The 20,534-nt window shown below is 65.8% G+C and carries 27 protein-coding genes and 1 tRNA gene; 13 read left to right on the top strand and 15 right to left on the bottom strand.

What is annotated here, in order from left to right; genetic code table 11:
• Positions 1-153 precede the first annotated feature (153 nt).
• Both HWV23_RS07035 and HWV23_RS07030 read left to right on the top strand, forming a co-directional pair.
• The gene (locus tag HWV23_RS07035; protein ID WP_178289710.1) at positions 154-657 is read left to right on the top strand and encodes a hypothetical protein; all 504 of its coding nucleotides are present in this window, start codon (positions 154-156) and stop codon (positions 655-657) included.
• 69 nt (positions 658-726) lie between these two features.
• Positions 727-1,035, top strand: a complete 309-nt coding sequence (locus HWV23_RS07030) for a hypothetical protein (protein WP_178289709.1) — start codon at positions 727-729, stop codon at positions 1,033-1,035.
• A 42-nt stretch (positions 1,036-1,077) separates the two neighbouring features.
• Here the strand turns inward: HWV23_RS07030 and HWV23_RS07025 are convergent, their stop codons facing one another.
• Together HWV23_RS07025 and HWV23_RS07020 are read right to left on the bottom strand one after the other, a co-directional pair.
• Positions 1,078-2,448 carry a winged helix-turn-helix transcriptional regulator gene (locus tag HWV23_RS07025; protein WP_178289708.1) on the bottom strand — a complete coding sequence of 457 codons (1,371 nt, stop codon included), beginning with the start codon at positions 2,446-2,448 and terminating at the stop codon, positions 1,078-1,080.
• A gap of 254 nt (positions 2,449-2,702) precedes the next feature.
• The gene (locus HWV23_RS07020; RefSeq protein WP_178289707.1) at positions 2,703-3,206 is read right to left on the bottom strand and encodes a deoxyuridine 5'-triphosphate nucleotidohydrolase; all 504 of its coding nucleotides are present in this window, start codon (positions 3,204-3,206) and stop codon (positions 2,703-2,705) included.
• A 92-nt stretch (positions 3,207-3,298) separates the two neighbouring features.
• Here HWV23_RS07020 and HWV23_RS07015 point away from each other — a divergent pair, with 92 nt between their 5' ends.
• Positions 3,299-3,607 (top strand): DUF5783 family protein, encoded by a 309-nt coding sequence (locus HWV23_RS07015; RefSeq protein ID WP_178289706.1) that lies wholly within the window; start codon positions 3,299-3,301, stop codon positions 3,605-3,607.
• Here HWV23_RS07015 and HWV23_RS07010 read toward each other — a convergent pair.
• On the bottom strand, positions 3,604-4,053 hold the full coding sequence (locus tag HWV23_RS07010; protein ID WP_178289705.1) for an Ig-like domain-containing protein: 450 nt from the start codon (positions 4,051-4,053) through the stop codon (positions 3,604-3,606). The genes HWV23_RS07015 and HWV23_RS07010 overlap by 4 nt on opposite strands.
• A gap of 131 nt (positions 4,054-4,184) precedes the next feature.
• Between HWV23_RS07010 and HWV23_RS07005 the strand changes: the two genes are divergently transcribed.
• From HWV23_RS07005 to HWV23_RS06990, 4 genes are all read left to right on the top strand, one after another.
• A complete protein-coding gene (locus tag HWV23_RS07005; RefSeq protein ID WP_178289704.1) occupies positions 4,185-4,553 on the top strand; it encodes a NifU family protein in 369 nt (122 codons plus the stop codon).
• Positions 4,554-4,644: 91 nt separating this feature from the next.
• Positions 4,645-4,797 (top strand): hypothetical protein, encoded by a 153-nt coding sequence (locus HWV23_RS07000; RefSeq protein ID WP_178289703.1) that lies wholly within the window; start codon positions 4,645-4,647, stop codon positions 4,795-4,797.
• Between the two features lie 72 nt (positions 4,798-4,869).
• Positions 4,870-6,360 (top strand): sulfatase, encoded by a 1,491-nt coding sequence (locus HWV23_RS06995; protein WP_178289702.1) that lies wholly within the window; start codon positions 4,870-4,872, stop codon positions 6,358-6,360.
• Between the two features lie 67 nt (positions 6,361-6,427).
• Complete coding sequence (locus HWV23_RS06990) at positions 6,428-6,919, top strand: GNAT family N-acetyltransferase (protein WP_178289701.1); 492 nt, start codon at positions 6,428-6,430, stop codon at positions 6,917-6,919.
• Between the two features lie 18 nt (positions 6,920-6,937).
• Here HWV23_RS06990 and HWV23_RS06985 read toward each other — a convergent pair whose 3' ends face one another.
• Genes HWV23_RS06985 through HWV23_RS06975 form a run of 3 tightly spaced genes read right to left on the bottom strand, consistent with a single transcriptional unit; the run spans position 6,938 to position 8,622 of the window.
• Positions 6,938-7,834 carry a ketopantoate reductase family protein gene (locus HWV23_RS06985; protein ID WP_178289700.1) on the bottom strand — a complete coding sequence of 299 codons (897 nt, stop codon included), beginning with the start codon at positions 7,832-7,834 and terminating at the stop codon, positions 6,938-6,940.
• A 39-nt stretch (positions 7,835-7,873) separates the two neighbouring features.
• Positions 7,874-8,158 (bottom strand): DUF7130 family rubredoxin-like protein, encoded by a 285-nt coding sequence (locus tag HWV23_RS06980; RefSeq protein ID WP_178289699.1) that lies wholly within the window; start codon positions 8,156-8,158, stop codon positions 7,874-7,876.
• A 47-nt stretch (positions 8,159-8,205) separates the two neighbouring features.
• A complete protein-coding gene (locus HWV23_RS06975; protein WP_178289698.1) occupies positions 8,206-8,622 on the bottom strand; it encodes an iron-sulfur cluster assembly scaffold protein in 417 nt (138 codons plus the stop codon).
• A 171-nt stretch (positions 8,623-8,793) separates the two neighbouring features.
• Between HWV23_RS06975 and HWV23_RS06970 the strand changes: the two genes are divergently transcribed.
• Positions 8,794-9,162 carry a hypothetical protein gene (locus HWV23_RS06970; protein WP_178289697.1) on the top strand — a complete coding sequence of 123 codons (369 nt, stop codon included), beginning with the start codon at positions 8,794-8,796 and terminating at the stop codon, positions 9,160-9,162.
• Between the two features lies 1 nt (position 9,163).
• Here HWV23_RS06970 and HWV23_RS06965 read toward each other — a convergent pair whose 3' ends face one another.
• From HWV23_RS06965 to HWV23_RS06945, 5 genes are all read right to left on the bottom strand, one after another.
• Positions 9,164-10,405, bottom strand: a complete 1,242-nt coding sequence (locus tag HWV23_RS06965; protein ID WP_178289696.1) for an aminotransferase class V-fold PLP-dependent enzyme — start codon at positions 10,403-10,405, stop codon at positions 9,164-9,166.
• A gap of 99 nt (positions 10,406-10,504) precedes the next feature.
• On the bottom strand, positions 10,505-11,608 hold the full coding sequence (locus HWV23_RS06960; protein WP_178289695.1) for a mandelate racemase/muconate lactonizing enzyme family protein: 1,104 nt from the start codon (positions 11,606-11,608) through the stop codon (positions 10,505-10,507).
• A 55-nt stretch (positions 11,609-11,663) separates the two neighbouring features.
• Complete coding sequence (locus HWV23_RS06955; protein ID WP_178289694.1) at positions 11,664-13,352, bottom strand: sensor histidine kinase; 1,689 nt, start codon at positions 13,350-13,352, stop codon at positions 11,664-11,666.
• An 83-nt stretch (positions 13,353-13,435) separates the two neighbouring features.
• The gene (locus HWV23_RS06950; protein ID WP_178291621.1) at positions 13,436-13,726 is read right to left on the bottom strand and encodes a DUF424 domain-containing protein; all 291 of its coding nucleotides are present in this window, start codon (positions 13,724-13,726) and stop codon (positions 13,436-13,438) included.
• Complete coding sequence (locus tag HWV23_RS06945; protein ID WP_178289693.1) at positions 13,726-14,532, bottom strand: tetratricopeptide repeat protein; 807 nt, start codon at positions 14,530-14,532, stop codon at positions 13,726-13,728. The genes HWV23_RS06950 and HWV23_RS06945 overlap by 1 nt, the downstream gene beginning before the upstream one ends.
• Positions 14,533-14,654: 122 nt before the next feature.
• Between HWV23_RS06945 and HWV23_RS06940 the strand changes: the two genes are divergently transcribed.
• Positions 14,655-14,948 (top strand): hypothetical protein, encoded by a 294-nt coding sequence (locus tag HWV23_RS06940; protein WP_178289692.1) that lies wholly within the window; start codon positions 14,655-14,657, stop codon positions 14,946-14,948.
• A 6-nt stretch (positions 14,949-14,954) separates the two neighbouring features.
• Here the strand turns inward: HWV23_RS06940 and HWV23_RS06935 are convergent, their stop codons facing one another.
• Both HWV23_RS06935 and HWV23_RS06930 read right to left on the bottom strand, forming a co-directional pair.
• The gene (locus HWV23_RS06935; RefSeq protein WP_178289691.1) at positions 14,955-15,854 is read right to left on the bottom strand and encodes a restriction endonuclease; all 900 of its coding nucleotides are present in this window, start codon (positions 15,852-15,854) and stop codon (positions 14,955-14,957) included.
• A 58-nt stretch (positions 15,855-15,912) separates the two neighbouring features.
• A complete protein-coding gene (locus HWV23_RS06930) occupies positions 15,913-16,383 on the bottom strand; it encodes a carotenoid biosynthesis protein (RefSeq protein ID WP_178289690.1) in 471 nt (156 codons plus the stop codon).
• 93 nt (positions 16,384-16,476) lie between these two features.
• On the opposite strand from HWV23_RS06930, the gene HWV23_RS06925 reads away from it, so the two are divergent.
• From HWV23_RS06925 to HWV23_RS06910, 4 genes are all read left to right on the top strand, one after another.
• The gene (locus HWV23_RS06925; protein WP_178289689.1) at positions 16,477-16,737 is read left to right on the top strand and encodes a zinc ribbon domain-containing protein; all 261 of its coding nucleotides are present in this window, start codon (positions 16,477-16,479) and stop codon (positions 16,735-16,737) included.
• Between the two features lie 88 nt (positions 16,738-16,825).
• Positions 16,826-17,149, top strand: coding sequence for a hypothetical protein (locus HWV23_RS06920; RefSeq protein ID WP_178289688.1), 324 nt, complete (start codon positions 16,826-16,828; stop codon positions 17,147-17,149).
• Positions 17,150-17,305: 156 nt separating this feature from the next.
• Entirely contained in the window at positions 17,306-18,535 is a 1,230-nt protein-coding gene (locus HWV23_RS06915; protein WP_178289687.1) for an MFS transporter, read from the top strand.
• A 75-nt stretch (positions 18,536-18,610) separates the two neighbouring features.
• A complete protein-coding gene (locus HWV23_RS06910; protein ID WP_178289686.1) occupies positions 18,611-19,330 on the top strand; it encodes an MBL fold metallo-hydrolase in 720 nt (239 codons plus the stop codon).
• 100 nt (positions 19,331-19,430) lie between these two features.
• On the opposite strand, the gene HWV23_RS06905 is transcribed toward HWV23_RS06910, so the two are convergent.
• Positions 19,431-20,072 carry a class I SAM-dependent methyltransferase gene (locus HWV23_RS06905; protein WP_178289685.1) on the bottom strand — a complete coding sequence of 214 codons (642 nt, stop codon included), beginning with the start codon at positions 20,070-20,072 and terminating at the stop codon, positions 19,431-19,433.
• Between the two features lie 246 nt (positions 20,073-20,318).
• Positions 20,319-20,392: transfer RNA gene (locus tag HWV23_RS06900), tRNA-Phe, on the bottom strand.
• Between the last annotated feature and the right edge of the window lie 142 nt (positions 20,393-20,534).

Here is a 20,534-nt window from a genome sequence, read left to right as displayed (position 1 = left end):
GGGGTGTGACGGTGATGCCGAGAAGGACGCCGCGCCGACTCACTCTGTTGGGCTGCCGGACGAGCAGCCGATGACCCATGACGCATATGGAGAGCGAGGCTCCCTGTCCGTCTCCCAGAAGATTTACCCCTTATCGAAGCAACACGATTCGGTGTGCGACGGATTCTACTGGTCGTTGCAGTCGTAACGCTGGTAGCGTTCTCCGGGTGTGCGGCGCTCAATGGCGGCTCACCGGACGGAACACCTGACGACGTTGCCATCGAGAACGATGACCCCGGAGCGACGAACGTGACCCAGACGCTCCGCATCGACGTCAACGAGACGACGGCCGACTCCGAGTTGACGGCCATCGGTGCGACCTATCCGCGCGAGAACTTCACCGTCGATTCCGCCCAACACGACCAAATAGAACTCGGCGTCGATACCGACGGCGACGGTGAACTCGAAACCGAGTTCAACGAGACGCATATCAGCGGTGTCAACAACAACGACTACTCCTTCGACATCTCGCTGGACACCGGCTACACGCTTCAGGAGGGCGATACGGTCGTCGTCAGCTATCCGGCAGTCGATAACCCCTCGGAGCCGGGCGATTACGAGGTCGAGATACGGCTGAACGACGAGCAGACCGCGACGGATACGGTCTCCATCGAATAGGCTACCGTCGTATCGATTCCGTTCAGTTTAGCAACCTTTTACGGCGATACGGGAAGAACGCCCTCAGCAATGAAGACGACGACGGAACTCATCGACGAGATGAACCGGGCCGAGGAGGGCGACCACGTGACCGTTCGGACAGATACCGAAGAATACGGTGGCGATATCGAGGCCACCCACTACGCGGCGCCCGAGAGTCGCGAGGAGGGCGTCGTCGGTATCGACGTCCGAATCGAGGGCGGTGACTTCGACGGCGACCTGCTCGAAATCCGTTCGACAGCGGGGTCGAACACACAGAAATTCAGTCGGCCCGTCGTACGGTTCCCCGAAGAGGGGGACGAACGTGAGGTTCTGGACCTGTCGCGCTCGGACCGCTAATTCGGCGGTATCGAGACGAAGAACGCGACAGCGAAAGCGTCGTCAGTCGGCGCCGCCCGCGACCGCGCTGCCGGTGTCGTCAGGCTTGGGCGTCGAGTCGGGTTCCAGCGCCGTCCGGGCTTCCCCGGAGAGCTTGTTCATGACCGCACGCCCCTCGCGTTCGCGGGTGATGATGCCGTCCTCTTCGAGTCGCTGGAGGTGGTGGCTGATGGTCGAGGGGTCACGGCCGATGTCGTCGGCGAGGTCGCTGACGGAGGCCGACCCGAGGCGGGCGATGGCGTCGATGATAGAGGCGGTCGCCTCGTCGTTGAGCGCGGCGGCGAGTTCGACGCCCTCGGCGTAGGCGGGGTAGAACCGACGCTTTCCCCGAAGTTTGGCCCCGGAAACGAGGTCTTCTCGTTCGAGGACTTTGATGTGGTGTCGCGTCGTCGACAGCGGGAGGCCGGCCTCCTCGGAGAGTTCCGAGAGGTACGCGCCCGGCGATTCGTTGACGATTTCGTAGACTTCCTCGCGGGCCTCGTGTTCGAGCGGGTCGGAATCGTCGTAGCGGCTGTACCGAAGCGGGAAGAGGAACGGCCGGAGCTTGCTCAGGATGGCTGGCGTCGAGATGCCGGTCCCGAGGGAACTCAGGGAGGGGAGCCCGCCGGCGACCAGCGGCGTACTTCGCAGGGCGGCCATCCCGGCGAGCAGACTGAAACTGACGGCGATGCCGCCGGCACCGACCGGCACGCTCGGCAGCGGCTGGCCACCGTTGGCGGCGCGGGTCGACATCGCGACGTCATCGCTGCCGGCGTCGGCATCATCGGCATCGGCGGCGGCGACTTCGTGGATACCCGTCCGCGTCGGCTCGGTATCGGATTCGGCGTCGACCTGTAGCGAGCCGTCGGTCGCTAGCTTGAGATAGGTCGTGTCGGTACGGTCGATGTGATCGGCGTTCACGAAGGCCGCCTCAAGCGCGAGCGTGTCGGTGGTGCCCTCGACGGTGTCGGTCGTGCTTTCGGTCGTGTCTTCGAGCGTGTCGGTGGTATCCTCGACGGTGTCGGTCGTGCTTTCGGTCGTATCTTCGAGCGTGTCGGCCGTGTCCTCGACGGTGTCGTTGATGTGCTCGGTCGCGTCGTCGCTCCCGTCGGATGTCGTCTCGCTACCGTCCGACGTCGTACTGCTATTGGTGGATTCGTCGCTGGCGTCGCCGTCCGACTCGGCCGTCTCGTTGGTGTCGCTGGAGCCGTCACCGTCCGACTCTGTGGTCTGGGAGTCGGTGCTGTTGGTGTCGTTCGAACTGCTCGACCCGTCCAGGCCGCTGCTCCAGTCGCTGGTTCCGCCCGCCCCCGCTGCGGGGACGGCGGCGAACGAACAGACGACCAGAATCGCGGCCAACAGCGCGAACAGCCGGCGTTTGTTATTAAATGACATGGTGTGAGGCAGGCCCAAACCTCGGAGTTACTGGCTCATTCGCTCGGCTACGCATAGTGATTTGGCTGTGCATATCTGGGGCTTTAAGGCGAGGAGCCGAAGAGGGGCTGTCTTCCCGGTATCCGGCCCTTCTCCGGGGGAAGGTTGATAAAGGGCTCTGGGTCTCCGCATTAAGGGTAGTGGCAACACCGTCCAACCATGTCAACACTTGCAGGAACACGAACCGCGGGCCGTGGTGGGCTCTTGCTTGTCGTTCAGATGTTCTCCTTCTGGTAGCTCCCGTCGTAGGTGTCCTCGCCTTCGGCCTCCGCGAGGACGAACTGCGCGATGCGAGCGCCGGTCTCGATCTCGATGTCGTGGTGGACCTGCAGGAGCCCCTCGCCTTTCCCCTCGTAGCCGGCGTCCCAGACGGCGGTGTTGAGCATACAGGAGTTCCGCATCAGCGACGACCGGGGGTAGATAAAGCCGATGTGGTCCTCGGGCACGGAGACGATTTCGGCGTACTGGACGACGTAGCCGCCCGGCGGGAGGTAGTAGGTGTCGTTCTGTTCGGTCACTTCGTCGATGGATGACCCTTCGACGACGGGGTCGGCGGGCCGGCGGTTCCGGGTACCGACTTCCTTGCCGTCGCGGCCGATGCGGCCGGGTTCGCGCTGTTCGTAGACCGCCTGCAGCGTCAGATCGATGCCGTTGGGCTGGACCTGTTCCTCGCTCGTGGGCGTGACGTGTTCGGCGACGAACTCCCCGCTCCGATACATAGCGGCGTCTCTCCCGCGTCGCTAAAGTCGCTTGCGCTCGCGTGCGGCGAGCGTTCGACCGGCTTTTAGGCGACGGCGCCATACGACGGGGTATGGACGCCGAAACCTTCGAGGAAAAGAAGTTCACCGACTTCTTCCCACAACTCCAGCAGGCGTACAAGAACGCGTTCAACCGCGTCAACGAGACGTACGATTCGACGCTGGTCCACGGCATCGACCAGCAGATTCTCAACGAGTCCGAGCCAGTCTACGACGACGAGGAGGGGTTCAGTCTGGAGCTTCCGGAGAACCCCTACGACCGACTGACCGGCGTCGTGACGAGCGAAGAGAAGTTCGAAGCGGTTCTCGAGGAGTACGTCGAAGAGATAGAAACGGAACTCGAACGGACCTTCGAGGACTAGGTCTCCTCGCAGCCTGCGCCGTCCCAGATGTCGAGGCGCCCGGAGCGACCGACCCGGACCAGCACGCGAACGCAGTCGGTCTCCTCGCTGCCCTTCTCGGAGATGTCGGCGGTTCGAACCTCGCCGTCGTCCAGCCGCGCGTGGATACGGTAGTCGCCGTCCTCTTCGAGCCACTCCCCGTCGACGGTCGTGCTACCACCGGCCTCCAGGTCGTAGGTGCCGAGGTGGAGGACGTCGTCGCCGTCCTCGATGGCGAGTTGTATCTGGTGGTTCTCCTCGTGGTTGTTCTCGACGGCGAGTTCCCCGAGGCGGACGGTACCGCCCGTCGTGGTTGGGGTGGCGGTCCCCTCGGAGTCGCCGTCGCCCTCGTCGCCGAGGGCACCCATACAGCCGGCTCCCGTGGCGGCGAGGCCGACGGTCGCGAGCAGGTGGCGGCGCGTTGGCATACCTTCCTAGCGGTCACCATCACGCATAAACTCCCGTCAGACGCCCGTCGCCGCGCCGTCGGACGTCGCCGTTGGAGGCAATCGGCGTGCGGAGCCAAATCTTCATACGGCTGCGCCGCATAGGGTCGTTCATGAGTACCGAATCCGCCGACGCCGACGAGGACCTTCGCGAGCGCATCAGCAACTTCCTCCGGCGTAACTTCCCGCAGATTCAGATGCACGGTGGCAGCGCCGCCGTCCAGAACCTCGACCGCGAGGCCGGCGAGGTCACCATCATGCTCGGTGGTGCCTGTTCCGGCTGTGGCATCTCCCCCATGACGATTCAGGCCATCAAGAGCCGGATGACCGAGGAGATCCCCGAGATCGACACCGTCCACGCCGACACCGGCATGGACGGCGGCAGCGAGGGCATGGCCGGCGGCCAGATGTCGCCGTCCTTCCCCGGCCACGAGGGCGACAGCGACGACGAGGCCGACGAAGGCCCCGAAGCCCCGTTCTAAATCCGTTTCAACTTCCTGTTTTTAACGCTCCATAGCCGTAGCGCCGCGCTTCGGGGAATGCTATTTGGTTACACGGACCAAAGAGTATCCCATGGCGGTGGAGGCCTGCGGTCTGTGCGAACGCGAGGTCCCGTTCGACGAGACCGTGCACGTTCTCGTCCACACGCACGGGGAATCGGGGGTGGTCGACCGGTACGTCTGTCGGGCCTGCTACGAGCGCGAACTCGAACCGGTTTTCGAGTGACGCCGGGCCGGGCACGCGCCGAGAATCCACACCACGGTCTTTAAGCCTGCCACTCCCGGAGTGTCAGCCAGAATGCCCGCTGACGACGGTCGGAACGTGCTCTTCGTGGTAATGGACACGGTTCGCAAGAGCCATCTGACGCCGTACGGCTACGACCGGCCGACGACGCCCGGCCTGGAGGACTTCGCCGAGGAGGCGCTCGTCTACGAACAGGCCGTCGCGCAGGCACCGTGGACGCTGCCGGTCCACGCGTCGATGTTCACCGGCCGCTATCCGTCCCAGCACACCGCCACACAGGAGGCGCCCTACCTTCCCGACGATATGGGCACGCTCGCTCAGACCCTCTCCGAGGCGGGCTATGCAACCGCCTGCTACTCCTCGAACGCGTGGATTACGCCCTACACGCGGCTGACCGCCGGCTTCGAGGACCAGGACAACTTCTTCAAGGTCCTCCCGGGTGACGTCCTCTCCGGCGCGCTGGCCTCGTTCTGGCAGAAACTCACCGATAGCCGCTTCCGCGGGGTCGCCGACCGCCTCGTCGAGTTCGGCAACGAGATCCACGAGTACCTCGCCAGCGGCGAGGGCGAGGCATCGAAAACGCCCCGCATCGTCGACAACACGATGGATTTCGTCGACGACAACGACGACTGGTTCGCCTTTATCAACCTGATGGACGCCCACCTGCCGTACTACCCGCCCGAGGAGTACCGCGAGGAGTTCGCGCCGGGCGTCGACCCCCACGCGGTCTGTCAGAACTCCAAGGAGTACAACTCGGGGGCCCGCGATATCAGCGACGAGGAGTTCGAGGACATCGAGGGCCTCTACGACGCCGAAATCAGACACATCGACGCGGAACTGGAGCGGCTTTTCGACCACCTCAAGGAAACCGACCAGTGGGAGGACACGCTGGTCGTCGTCTGTGCGGACCACGGCGAACTCCACGGCGAACACGGCCTCTACGGCCACGAGTTCGGCATCTACGACCCGCTTGTCAACGTCCCGCTGATGGTCAAACACCCCGACGTCGAGGCGGGCCGCACCGACGAGCAAGTCGAACTGCTGGACCTCTACGACACCGTCCTCGACGTGACGGAAGCGGGCGACTACACCGACCGGGTGGGCGCCCGGAGTTTCGACTCGAACCGCTCGCTGCTGACCGAAGGCCGGGATATCGAGGACGGCGAGTACGCCTTCGTCGACTACCACCGGCCGGTCGTCGAACTCAACCAACTCGAAACCAAGGCCGCCGAGGCCGGCATCGAACTCGATGAGGATTCGCGGTTCTACTCCCGGATGCGCGCGGCCCGTCGCCCCGACGGCAAGTACATCCGAAACGAGCGGATTCCGGACGAAGCCTATCGTCTCGATTCGGACCCCGGCGAAACCGAGCGCGTGAGCACCGACGACGAGGTCATCGAGGAAGTTTTCGCTGCGCTCGAACGCTTCGAAGACCGGGCGGCCGACGAGTGGGACGCTCCGGCCGCCGCCGATGCGGACGAGGCCCTCGACCATATGGACGAGGAAGCCAAAGAGCGCCTACAGGACCTCGGCTACATGGAATAGCGGCTTCGGTTTTCGTGCTGCTGGGTGCGGAGAAAGGCCTAACGGATAGGCCGTGCTATAGAATAGCATGAACGTGCGCGAGGCGACGGATGGTGACATCGACGCTATCAGAGGAGTCGCCGAGCGGTCCTGGGAGGTGGATTATCCGACGATTCTGACCCGAGAGACGGCCGAGGAGGCGGTTGCGCAGTGGTACGACGCCGACAGCATCGCCGAGGCCATCGCCGAGGGGCGGACGGAACTGCTGGTCGCCGAACGCGACGGCGCGGTGGTCGGCTTCGCCCACGCAACCTGGAACGCGAGCGAGGACGAGGGGTACATCCTCCGGCTCTACGTCCACCCGGACCACCGGAGCCGCGGCGTCGGCGCGGAACTGCTCGAACGGACGCGGAAGGCCCTTTCGGGCTACGGCGTCGACCGGATACACGCGATGGTCCTGGCCGAAAACGAGCCCGGAAACGCCTTCTACGAACGGTTCGGATTCGAGCGGGCGGACGAAAGTGAGACGCAAATCGGCGAGGAAACCTATCAGGAAACCCGCTACGTGCTAGAGGTGTGAGCCGCACCGACGCGATGCTCAGCGCAGCCCCCGTCCTCTCTCCCAGGCCCGCAACAGTCGCGTCATCGTCTCGTTGACCGGCACGTCGATAGCGTGTTCATCGGCCCGTTCGAGGACGTAGCCGCCGATGGCGTCGACTTCGGTTCGCCGCTCGGCCAGTACGTCCTGCTGCATCGAGGAGGTGTTGTCGGCGGTCGCCTCGGCGACGCGTTCGACCGCCCGCTCGGCCTCGGCGTTCGACAGGTCGACTCCCTCCGCGCGGGCGACGCGGGCGACTTCCCGGCCCGCCGCTGTCGCTACCGCGTTCGCGTCGCCGTCCAAGAGCGCGCCGTTGTCGACGCGGGCCAGCGCCGTCGTCGCGTTGATACCGGCGTTGACCGCGAGTTTCTCCCAGAGGCGCCGCGGCATGTCCTCGGCGACGGTGGTGACGATATTGGCTGCTTCGAAGGCCTCGCCGACCGTGTCGGCGGCCGCAGAGTGGCCGCCTTCTCGTGCGCCGAGGACGACTTCGCCGATGCCGGTACAGCGGACGACGCCGGGTTTCGGAGTGAGCGCCCCATAGGTGCAGGTTCCTGCGAGGACGGGGGCGTCGAGGGCGTCGGCCAACTGCTCCTCGTTGCCCATGCCATTCTGGACCGAGAGGCAGTAGTCGAGGTCAACGTCAGCGAGTGCGTCGGCCGCTTCGGGCGTATCGAAGGCTTTCACGCAGACGACAGCGAGGTCGGCGCTTTCCGGAGCCTCCGTTCGCGCGTCGGGATGGACCGTCTCCTCGACGGCGCCGGTGATGCGGAGCCCCTCGGCCCGGACGGCGTCCATGTGCGGGTCGCGCCCGACGAGTGTCACTGCGTGTTCGCGGGCGAGCAGGCCGCCGAGCAGGCTCCCGAGACTGCCGGCGCCGAAAACGACGACGTTCATACCGACGGCTTCGACCGGCCGGGTAGAAAAATACCGGATTCAGTCCTCCTGCACGTAGCCGATGCTCTCCCCGGAGGCGCCACAGGAGGGACACATATCGGGGAAATCGTCGATTTCTCCGACTTCACCGCACTCCATACAGCGCCACATCAGCGTCTTCTCGCCGGCCTTGCTTTCGGCCTGTGTGGTTGTCGAGACGCCCTCTATGGTCGTCACGTAGAACCCATCGTCGCCGAAGTTCCGGACCTGTCCCAGTTCGTTGCCCTCGTCGTCGTAGACGGTCTGTCCGAACCGTACTCGGGGCTGTTGGTCCTCGATGGCCATACTGTGTGGTATGTCCTCACACGCCAAAAAACCGGAGGTCCGTTCCGCTATTCGGTCGTCGTCTCGTCGATGTCGGCCTCGCCCTGGTGGATTTTGATGCCGTCCTGGGCGACTTTCTCGGCGAGGACGGCGCATTTGATACGCATCGGGCTGAGTTCGACGCCCAGCATGTCCTCGATGTCCTCGCGGTCCATCTTCCGGACCTCGTCGAGCGTCATACCCTGCAGTTCGCTCGACAGCATGCTCGCGGAGGCCTGGCTGATGGCACAGCCGTCGCCGATGAAACTCACGTGCTCTATCGTCTCGTCGTCGTCCGCCAGCACCACGAACATCTTGATGGTGTCGCCGCACATCGGGTTCTCGCCGACGTGCTCGATGTCGGGGTCCTCGATTTCCCCGTAGTTACGGGGGTTCTTGTAGTGATCGAGGATCTGCTGGCGGTACATGTCCGAGCCCATACCCATTGTTATCCTAGGAAAGGAGGATGACACCCAAAAGGGCGTCGGTCGGGGTGGTACTCCCCGGCAGAGGCCGTGATTCCGGACTTCGTGTCCCTATCGGTAGTCGCCGCGAGAACCCCGGAACCGAAGCGTCGGAGCACAAAGGCGAATACCCTCCCGCCAGCAGGGGTGTGTATGAGCGACGAGTCCGGTGGCGACGAGAGCGGCGAGAAGCGGCTGTCCGACGACGGCCTCATCCTCGCGCTCGCAGGCGCGGCGTGTCTCCTCGCGGCCAACACCGCTTACAGTCGGAGCCAACCCGACGCCGTCATCGTCTTCGCGATGCTGGCCGCGGTACCCGCCCTCGCCGCCGTCGTCGCCGACCTCGCGACCGACTACGTGCCCACCATCCGCATCCACCTCCTGTTGGGCGCCAGCGCGCTCGTCGGCGCCGCTTTCGCCGTTCCCGGCCGACACTACGCCAACATCGCGACGCTCGCCGTCGCGGGGCTGATGGGTCTCGGACGGGTTTTCGAAGTCGAATATCGAGGAAAGGAGTCCTGAGTTATTTAAATAGTTGCCGCGCGTCGTCGACGGCCTCGACGAGTTTGTCGACCTCTTCCTTCGTATTGTAGAGGTAGAACGACGCTCGGGCCGAGGCGGTGGCGCCGAGCACGTCGTGGAGCGGCTGGGTGCAGTGGTCGCCGGCCCGGATGGCGACGGCGCTGTCGTTGAGAATCGACGAGAGGTCGTGGGCGTGGACGCCATCGAGGTTGAAGGCGACGAGGCCACCCCGGTCGTCGGCGGGCGGGCCGTAGACTTCGACGTCGTCCTTCGCGGTCAACTGCTCGTAGGCGTATTCGGCGAGTTCGGCCTCGTGGCGCTGGATGTTCTCCAGACCGATGTCGTCCAGATAATCGCAGGCCTCCGCCAGCGCGATGCCCTGCGAGATGACCGGCGTGCCGGCCTCGTACTTCCAGGGCAGTTCGTTCCATTTGGAGTCTTCAAAGGTGACCTTCAGAATCATCTCACCGCCGTAGAGGTACGGCTCCATCCCTTCGAGGATGTGCTCCTTGCCGTAGAGGACGCCGATACCCGTCGGGCCGCACATCTTGTGGCCGGAGAAGGCCATGAAGTCGGCGTCCAACTCCTCGACGTCGACCGGTCGGTTCGGGACCGACTGGGCGCCGTCGACGAACATATAGGCGTCGTGGTCGTGGGCGATGTCGGCCAGTTGGGAGACCGGATTAATCGTCCCAAGCGTGTTCGAGACGTGGACTGCCGACACCATCTGCGTGTCGTCGGTAATCATCTCGCGGGCGGCGTCCATGTCGAGACGGCCCTCGTCGGTGATGGGGATGTACTTACAATCGGCGCCGGTGCGCTTGGCGATTTGCTGCCACGTGACCAGCGACGAGTGATGTTCCATCTCGGTCAGGACGACTTCGTCGCCGGGTCCGAGTTCGTTGAGCCCCCACGCGTAGGCGACGAGGTTCATCGCCTCCGTCGTGTTCTTCGTGAAGACGACTTCCTTTCGGCCGCCGGAGGCGCCGATGAACTCCGCGACGCGGTCGTGGGCCTCCTCGTAGGCAATGGAGGCCTCCTGGCTCAGTTGGTGGATACCGCGGTGGACGTTGGCGTTGTAGCCCCGGTAGTAGTCCGTGATGGCCTCGATAACCGGCTCGGGCGTCTGGGTGGTGGCCGCGTTGTCGAGATAGACGAGTTGCGTTCCGTCGAACTCCCGCTCCAGGATGGGGAAGTCCTCGCGGAGACGCTCGACATCGAGCGGCTCGGCCTGTTGACTCATTAGATAGGAACACGGCTTCGAGGGTGGTTACTCCTTCGGTCCCGGACCCCACAGTCGGAACTGAAACCGGTTACGCGCCGCTCGTGGGCGGCGGCGCCGTCACTCTGCGTCCTCAAGTACGTCGTCCGGAATCGTAATCCCGAGGCCGGGGGCGTCGGGCGCGGTAATCGTCCCGTCCTCCTGTTCGAAGCCGTCTTCGAGCATGAACGACCAGACGTCGGGCGTCCACGGCGGCTCCATCGGGTACTCACACCACGGGCTCCCGACGGCGGTCATGACGTGGAGGTTCGCGGCGAAGCCCAGCGCGTTCGTCCACGTGTGCGGGACGAACTGCAGGCCGTGCTCCTGGGCCATCCGGGCGACGTCGACGCCCTGTCGGATGCCCGTCGCCAGCGCCGCGTCTGGCTGGAGGATATCGAGCGAGCCGTGGTCGATGAACTCCCGAAAATGGTGGGTGCCGTTGTTGAACTCGCCGCCGGCGATGTCGATGTCGACGGCATCCCGGAGGCGGGCATAGCCCTCGTAGTCGTGGCGGTGAAGCGGCTCTTCCAGCCAGCCGATATTGCCCACCTCTTCGAGGCCGCGAGCGAACTCCAAGGCGTCGGAGAAGGACCACTCGACGGGGTCTTCCATGACCCGGACGGCCCACCCCTTGTTCGCGTCGACCATCAGCGTGAGGTCGGGGAAGGCTTCGCGGACCCGCCGGACAGTCTCGATGTGGTCGACCTCCGTGACGCGGAGTTTGACTGCCTCGAATCCCTCCTCGACGCGCTGTTCGACGTAGTCGATGCGCTCGTCGGCGTCCATCAACTCGCCCGTCGAGGCGTAGACCGGAATCTCCCGCTGGCTGGCGCCGAAGAGTTCGTAGACGGGCTTGCCCGAATCCTTGCCGATGATGTCCCACAGCGCCATCTCGACGTGCCACGGGCGCGGCCCGACGAGGTTGACCGTTTCCAGTTTCCCGAGAATCGACTCGACGTCGTGGGGGTCCTCGCCGGTCAGGAAGAGTTCCAGCGGCGTCTCGTAATCGAGGCCGCCGGCAAAGGAGGGTGAGGCGCCGTAGCCCGTTATTCCCTCGTCGGTCTCGATCTCGAACAGTTCGAGTTCGTGGGTCGATTGCGGATAGCCCGGTATCCACGTCGGATAGAACGGCTCCTCGAGGGTGTGGTCGAGGTGGTACTGGTTGACGCCGGTTATCTGCATGGGCGGCCTCGCGCGCCCCGGTGGCTTCAACGCTTTGCCGAGCCTTGACGGGGACTTAAGAGCGGGAGTCGGCTTCCTCCTCGATTGCTCCCTCCGAGGCAGGCCCCGAGCGGACCCGGACGTCCGTGAACTCGAAGCGCGCGCCGCCGTCGTCGGCGTCGGTGACGTCGACCGTCCAGCCGTGGGCGACGGCGATGGAACGGACGACCGGTAGCCCGAGACCGGTGCCGCCGTGCGTCGAGTAGCCGTACTCGAAGACGTCGGCCCGCCGGTCGGTCGGGATGCCGGTGCCGTCGTCGGCGACGAAAAAGCCGTTCGGGGGCATGCCGACCCGGACGGTGACGTCCTCGCCGCCGTGGGCCGCAGCGTTCCGAAAGAGGTTCTCCAGCAGTTGGACGAACCGCTTTTCGTGGGCCAGAAGGACGCCCTCGTCGACGACGTCGAGGCATGCGCTGCCCGTTTCGACGCCGCCCCACGCCCGCCGAGCGGCCTCCGGAAGCGAGACGGGGATGGTTTCCTCGATGACGCGGGTCTCCTGGCCGAGCGTCAACAGGTCGTCGATGAGCGCCTCCATCCGGTCGGTCGCGGGGTCGACCTTTTCGAGGTGGTCGACGTTACCCGTCTCGCGGGCCAGTTCGGTGTAGCCGGAAACCGCATTGAGCGGGTTCCGGAGGTCGTGTGCGGCGACGCGGGTGAACTCCTCGAGGCGGCGGTTCTGCTCGCGGAGTTGTCGCCGCCGCCGCATCTGCTCGGTCAAATCCGAAGCCAGCAGGACGGTGCCGCCGCTTCGGCCGTCGAGAGGGAGTTCGCGCGTCTGATACCACCGTTGCTGGCCGTCGACGGTGACCGGCTGTGGGTCGTCGGTTTCGCCCGGCAATTCGGCCGGAAGCGCGGCATCGAGGGGTCGACCGATGGGGTCCTCGCCGCGGGCGAGCGCCTCCGCGGCGGGATTGAGGTCGACGAGTCGGCCGTCCTCGCCGAGGACGAAGACGGCGTCGTCGATGGCGTCGATGACCGTCGAGCGGGCGACCGGCGTCAGGTCCGTCAACCCGAGGCCGAAGACGGCGTAGGCGAACAGGAGGCTCCCGAAGGCAAAGCCGAGCGGCGTCGGGTCGATGGGGACGCCCGGTCCGAGCACGAAGACGTACGTGACGTTGGCAACCCACGGAATCGCGGCGCCGCCGAGGACGGCGAGGGTCTGGCGGCGATAGAGCCGGTGGCTGCCGATGGCAAACCGGGCCAGCAGGGTCGTCGCGGCGCCGAAAAGGAGGTAGTTGTACGTCGCATGCACCCAGAACCACGGCCCCGTCTCCGGCGTGAACGTCGCCATCCCCCAGAAGGAGACGAGCGAGATATCGGCGAAGAAGAGGCCGTGGTGCCCGTTTGTCGCCAGCAGTAGCATCGACACGCCGGGGACGGCGAAAAGCGCCCCCGTTCGCCACCGCGAGAGCGGGAACCCGGAGCCCGTATAGAGGGCTGCAAAGACGAAAAGCAACACCGCCGTCGAGACGACGCCGAGATACATCACGACCGTCCAGGCGTACCAGCCGACTTCCGTCGCGGCGAGCAGTCGGCCGAACGCTCCCAGCGACCACAGCACCAGCGCGAGCATACAGCCGCCGAACGCCCGCGGTGCGCGCCCCGACCGCCGGAGGAAACAGTAGGCGGCGATGCTGGCGGTGATACCGGCGGCCATCGCATAGCCCACCAGCAGTAACACCGTCCACGACGTGGCCGTCGCCATTAAGTGCCTGAATAACAGGGGTGGTGGTTAATACTATCGGGCATTACGCCGAAAAATCGCGGGGCGTCGACGCGTCGGTCCGCTTAGAGCCGGAGGTACTGGGCGTGTACCGTCCCCTCGAACTCGAGGACGTTCGTCTCCTCGACGAAGCCGTGTTCGACGGCCACGTCGACCGATTCGTAGCCGACGAGGTTGGCGACGGCGGCCCGCGAGAGGCTGGCGACGACCTCCTCGGCGGTCGCCTCCTCGCCGTCGTAGAAGTCGCGTTCGACCGTTAGCGAAACCTCGCCGTTCTCGAAGGTCTCGCCGAGTACGTCGGCGTCACAGACGGAGACGAGCGTCCCCTCCTGCGTTTCCCGTTCGCACAGTAGCATCATCGTTCGCGCTGGCGTTCACGCCCGCCGCGGTCGCCGCCGGGACCGCCCGCGGGGCCGCCCGAGCCGTGGTCGTCGACGAGCTGGTCTTCGGCGCGCTGGCGCATCTCCTCGGCTTCCTCGGCGACCTTCTCGGCTTCCTCGTCCTTGCCCTGCTGTTCGAGTGCACGGGCCTTCTCTTCGAGGACGTCGACCGACCGCTGGCCGAGCCGCATCGCGTTGTCGAAACAGGAGACGGCGTCCTCGGCGAGGCCGCGCTCCAGCAGGAAGAACCCACGGTTGTACCACGCCTGCGGGAAGCGCGGGTCGAGTTCGACGGCGCGTTCGGCGTGTTCGAGTGCCTGCTCGCTGCGGCCGGATTCCCACAGCGCGTAGGCGAGGTTGGTCTCGGCGGTGGCGGCGTGCTCGGATTCGTCGTCGATGTGCAGCGCCTGCCGGTAGGCGTCGATGGCCGCCTCGAACTCCTGCATCTCCGCGTGAGCGGCGCCCTTGTTCACCCACGCTTCCTGCTCGATGATGTCGTCGTCGGCGTAGCTGGCGACGCGCTCGAAGGCGTCGGTCGCCTGTTCGTGGCGGTTGATGCGCATGTACTCCAGCCCGACGTCGAGCAGTTCCTCGGCGTCGACCTCGTCGGCCGCGATCTGTCGGCGGTCGAGCGTGTCGGCGACGACACGGGAGTCGACGGGGTCGACCTGCTCGGGGTCGACGTCGAGTTCCGGCGGGTCGAGGTCGAACCCATCGTAGGGGTCCTCGAAGCCCTGCCCCTCGGAGAACTCGTGGGAGTCGGCTGGCTCCTCGTCAGTCATGTTCCGTCGTTAGCCACGCGCGCGGGTAAGGGTTGCGGGCTGGAGCGCACAGGCCGTCAAAACGGGGCTTTGCTCCCCGCGTGGCCCCGACTCTTTTGTTGATAGGCTGTCAACAATGGCGTATGCCCGAGGAGTTCGACGAACTCGCGATTACCATCGGGAAGCTCGGCGAAGGGCCCTGGGAACTGACCCTCGAAAGCGGTGAGACCGTCGAGGCGGACCTCGACGAGGTCGACGTCGACGAGAACCGCGGGCTGGAAGCCGAGGGCCGAAACGAGGGGGAAGAACTCCGCTTCCGGCTGACGACCGGCCCACAGCCCGGTGGGGACATCCACCTCGAACAGCAGTCCTTCTACGAGGACGACTGGGAGGACGCCGGAACCGTCGTCGACGCGACCAAACTGGACCACACCTGAAGCGGCTCAGACGACATCGTTTCTCGCCGGTCGGTGGTTCCGGCGCCGATACCAGTAGAGCGCCCCCGCCAGCAGCGGCAACGGGACGGCGATGAACGCCCCGAGATACCACCACGACGGCACCCACTCGCCGCGAATCTGCCGGCGGAGATAGATGTCCGCGGTCATCGCCGGCAGCAGCGCGCCGTAGGTGACGAGCAGATAGGCGGTCATCAGCACCCAGAAAAGGACCGCCTGGGTTCCGACCGGCACCAAGAACAGGAGTGCAAGCGCCGAGGCGACGAGCGCGATTCGGTGGCCGGTGAAACTCAGCGCGGCCATATCGGCCATCGTCGGGTCCGGCGGGAGATACCGGGCCAACAGTCGCTCCAGTCGGTCCGCGAGGTTCAGGCGGTCGGCCGCGGCGGCCAGTCGGTCGGGCACCCAGGCCGGCAGCGACGTTCCGGTGTCGGTTATCACGGGTGCGTCGACGTGGGCCGCCAGCGCCGCCCGCTCGCCGAGTCGGTCGAGCAGGGTACCGAGCGCCGCCGGTCCCATGACGTCGACGCCGTACTCGCGGGCCTTCGCCTCGACGCTGGAGGGCGTCTCGGTTGTCGTGACGATGCGGGCGATGTCGACCTCCTCGCGCTGGACGGTCCGGACGAACGCCTGCACGTCGGCGGTGTTGAGGTGGTCGTTCGCGTCGAAGGACCGGACCCGAAGCAGCACCCGGCGGTGTTGTGGCCACTCGCGGGCGAACACCAGGTCGACGCCCCCGTCGTCCGGGCTGGATTCGTCCTCCAGCGTCCAGCCGCGTTCCTCCCACAGCCGCCTCACGAGGTCGCGCAACGTCCGCGTATCGAGACGCTGGAGGGCTTCGGCGACGGAAATCGGATCCGGCTGTTCGGCGGCTGACTCCGAACTCATGTCAACTATTCATCCAGTAGCTCGTTCGCGGGAAACGGGCAAAACACTGGTGGCCACCTCAACGGACGAGGACGGCGGCCCCGGCGGTGACGGCGCTGATGACCAGCCAGCCGACGGTGTTCCACCACGGGATGCCGCGATACCGGGGTCCGGGCAGGTCGTCCGTATAACTCCAGAAGCCCTCGCTGACGCCTCTGGGGTCCGTGAGGGCGTCGTATCCGGTCGCCAGCAGAGCCGCGAGGGCGACGGCGCCCCAGCCCTCGGCGACGAGCAGCGCGAACCGGAAGGCGACGTAAATCACGCCCGTCCACCCGAAGAGGGCGTAGAGGGGTACGCCGAGGACCTTCGGGCCGATGTGGTGCTCTAGGAACCCGAGGCGGATGACGACCGCTTCCGCGACGAAGGCGACGGCGGCGCCGACCCCGAAGAACGCGAGCGTCATCTCGGCGGGCCAACTCAGTATCGCGTGGGCGAGGGCGGCGAGGCCAAGCGCGGCTGCGCTCGCGGCGAAGGTGCGGCCATCGGTCATGGTCTGACTCCGGACGCGTTCGTATTAGGACTCCGGGAACGGCACCGCTCGACCGGCGGGATAGCTAAACCGATGCCGCACGTAGTGCGCCCCGTGGTTTCGCCCGAGAACCTCTATATCGTCGTCACGGCCCTGTTGTTGCTCATCGCGCTGGGGGTCGCCATCCCCGTACTCAAGGGTATCGTCATCGACGGCATCGAGCGCAATCGGGAGGGCGATACAACCGTACGGTCGGCTACCGCCGAAGAATCGTCGCCGGACGGGTCCGTCGGGCCGCACGCCGTCTGTGCCGACTGCGGGACGCCGAACGACCCTGACTTTTCCTACTGCCGGGAGTGTGGTGCCCGCCTCTAACGGGTCGCCCCGAGCCTGACTCGGCGGCCGGCGACTGGGGCCGACGGGTGAGGGTGAACTACAAGCGTGTGGGGCCCGAAATACGTCTATGGAATCTACCGAAACCGACGTCAGTCGAGAGGGGCCCGTCCGTCTCCTGTCCGCCGTCGCTCTGGGCGCGGTCGCTATCGCCTCGCTCCGGAAACGCAAGCGGTTGCTCGCGTTGCTGTCGGGCGCCGGCGCGGTCGCGCTCGGCTATACGGCGACGGCGGGGGACACCTCGGCGGAGCAGGCCCCCCGAACGAGCAGCATCGAACCGACGAGCGAACGCGAGGGCATGCGCTGTGCGGCGTGCGGTGAACCCATCGTCGTCGGACAGGGCCGCCAGCCGAACGACGAGGGCGACACCGTCCACGACGCCTGTCTGGAGTAAGGGCCGAATAGGCGCCGAGTGACGCGGGCCGTTCCACTGCGTCGAACCGCCTCCGCCGCGGCCGGGTCATCCGGGGAACGTCTCCTTTTTGTTCCTGTTCGATGGGACTACCCAATCGAATAACTACCCTGCCGGAGACGAAGGAGGTGACACAGGATGACAGACGGCAACGAACCACCGGGACGATACCGGAAATACCGGGTGCTCGGCCTGCTTGCGACCGCCGAACTGCTGGCGATGACGCTGTGGTTCAGCGTCTCCGCAGTCGGGCCGGAACTCGCGACGATGTGGGGCCTTTCGGCCGCCGAGACGGCGTGGCTCACCAACGCGGTCCAACTCGGCTTCGTCGCCGGTGCGCTGCTCTCGGCGGTGTTTACCATCTCGGACGTCGTCCAGCCGCGATACCTGTTTTCGGCGTCGGCGGTCGTCGGCGCCGCCGCGACCGTCGTCATCGCCACAAGCGTCGGGTCGTTCCTCCCGGCGGTCGTCCTCCGGTTCCTGACCGGGATGGCTCTCGCGGGGGTGTATCCGCCGGGCATGAAAATTATGGCCGGCTGGTTCCGGAAGGGCCGCGGGTTCGCCATCGGCGTGCTGGTCGGCGCGCTCACCGTCGGCTCCGCGATGCCGCATCTCCTGCGCGGAGTGGGTGGCGTCGGTCGGCCGACGCCGGTGTTGCTCGGGGCTTCGGGCCTCGCCGTCCTCGGTGCGATTCTCGTCCTCTTCGTCGAACCCGGGCCGTATCAGGCGCCCGCCGCGCCATTCGACCCGAGCGCTATCCGCCGAATCGCGGGGGACCGCGGGACGGTCCTCGCCAATCTCGGCTACTTCGGCCACATGTGGGAACTCTACGCGGTCTGGGCCTGGATTCCGGTGTACCTCTCGGCGAGCTTCACTGCCAACGGCGGCGAAACCGAAGCCTTCGCCGCGTTCGTGACCTTCGGCACCATCGCAATCGGCGGCCTCGGGGCCGTCATCGCCGGGGTCACCTCCGACCGACTCGGGCGAACGACGGTTACAAGCGCCAGCATGATTATCAGCGGTAGCGCCTGTGTGGCAGCCGGCTTCGTCTTCGGCGCCTCGACGCTCATCGTCGTCCCGTTCGTCCTCCTGTGGGGCTTCGCCATCGTCGCCGACTCCGCGCAGTTCTCGACGGCCGTCTCGGAACTCGCCGAGGATTCCTACGTCGGCAGTGCGCTCACCTTCCAGACCGCTATCGGCTACCTGCTGACTCTGGGTTCGATTCAGTTGACGCCCATCGTCGCCGAGTCGGTCGGCTGGCGGTGGGCTTTCGCACCGCTTGCGGTCGGCCCGCTAATCGGCACTGTCGCGATGCTCACGCTGCGGCGGCTGCCGGAGGCGGAGGCGCTCGCAGGCGGCCGTGGCTGAGTGGCCCCGAAGGACAGCCCCGGCCGTACCGACCGGAAGCCGTACCCTTACCCCCGACGAAATCGCTGTGCCCGTATGGCAACCATCCAGCTCGTTCGCCATGCGACGCTGCTCGTCTCCATGGACGGAACGACCATCCTAGTCGACCCAATGCTCGGCGCGCCCGGTGATATTCCACCCATCCCAAACTCGCCGAACGACCGAGAAAACCCGCTAGTTCCGCTTCCCGACGTCGACCTCGCACACGACGCGGTCCTCGTCTCCCACCGGCACCGCGACCACTTCGATGACGCTGCGACCGAACGGCTAGACGATGATGTCCCGCTGCTCTGTCAGCCCGAAGAGGCCGACGCCTTCCGCGAGGACGGCTTCACCGACGTCCGCCCCGTCGACGAGTCGGTGACCTTCGACGGCATCGAGATTACCCGGACGCCGGCCCGCCACGGCCACGGTGGCCTCGCCGAGCAGATGGGCCCCGCCTCGGGGTTCGTCCTCGATGGCGACCGAACCCTGTATCTCGCCGGCGATACCGTCTGGTACGACCCGGTCGCCGAGACCATCGACCGCCACGACCCCGACGCTGCCGTGGTCAACGCCGGCGCCGCGCAGTTCGTGGAGGGCGACCCAATCACGATGGACGCCGAGGATGTCACATCGACTGTCGAAGCCGCCGACTGCCCCGTCGCGGCGGTCCACATGGACGCCATCAACCACTGCCTGCTGACCCGTGAGGACCTGGGAGACGCGGTTTCGGAGGTATTGATTCCTGAGGATGGCGAGGCGTTGTCGGTTTGAGATATCGAGGAATTCGAACGGCGTGTTGAAACCGGATGCTGCTCTTCCGATGTAAACGACGTTTCCTGAACGATATCCAATCAGTCGGATTACACCGTCGTCAGCCGCTGAGTGTCGCGGTGCCGCGAGCGAACTTCCGGATTGGCCAGTAGCCGATCGTCGGACGGTCGAACTCCTCCAGCGTCAGCCGGTCGGACGTCTCGAGCAGCGGCCGGACTCGACGGTTCAGATGGCAGTTTCCGCCGATTCGACGCCACAGCGGCGTCAACGCGTCTTGGCTTCGCCCGACCAGCCCATCGGAACGGACGTGGTCGAGAAATCGGAACTCGCCTCCGTCTCGTAGCACGCGGGCGACCTCCGACAGCATCGGCGGTATCGACGGAACCGAACAGAACACCCCGCATTCGACGACGTAGTCGAACGAGTCGTCCTCGTAGGGAAGCGACTCCCCGCGCGCACTGACCAGTTGCATATCGACGGTGCTGTCGGCGATTTTCTCGCGAGCGCGTTGCCACATCGTCGGGTCCGGTTCGACGCCGTGGATATCGGCCCCCGACTCGATTCCCCCTTCGTAGTAGGGCAGCATCGCGCCCGTCCCCACGCCGATTTCCAGCACCCGACCGTCGAGCCCCGCCGCCAGATATGCCCGGTGTTCGGGCGCCTGTACCCGCTCGAAGTACCACTGCACCGGGTCGTACAGCGCGGCCACGACTGGATGAAACCCGATCTCGTCTCCGGCCATGTCTTCTTCGTTGTGGGGTTCACCTGCCCATATAGGCGTTCGGGTGGAGCACTTCCAGCTCCGTTGGCCGGTCAGGACTATTCGCGCCACCTGCTGCGTTCGCTACGCCCAGCGAGCGGCTTCAGAGAAGTATGCCGCCTCCCGGATGAACTTCCGGGAGACGGTCCTCGCTTCGCTCGGCTGCGACTCCCGACATTCAAATCGCGGTCGGGGGCGTTTTCACTGCTCCCTTCGGTCGCAGGAAAATGCCGCCTCCCGGATTTGAACCGGGGACAGCTCGATCTTCAGTCGAGTGCTCTCCCAATCTGAGCTAAGGCGGCTTGCATGCCCACCGACGCCGAGGCTATCAAAAAGGGTTTCGAAAACCGCCGCCCTGCGTGGGTCGGCCGCGGGGCCAGCACTGTTCGCGATGTTCCGTCAGAGAAGTGGGCGCGGGCGGGTTCGAACCGGAGGGAGACGTGC

This window comes from Natronomonas halophila (assembly GCF_013391085.1).
In the GTDB taxonomy this organism is placed as follows: domain Archaea; phylum Halobacteriota; class Halobacteria; order Halobacteriales; family Haloarculaceae; genus Natronomonas; species Natronomonas halophila.
This window is presented reverse-complemented; position numbering and strand designations above follow the sequence as displayed.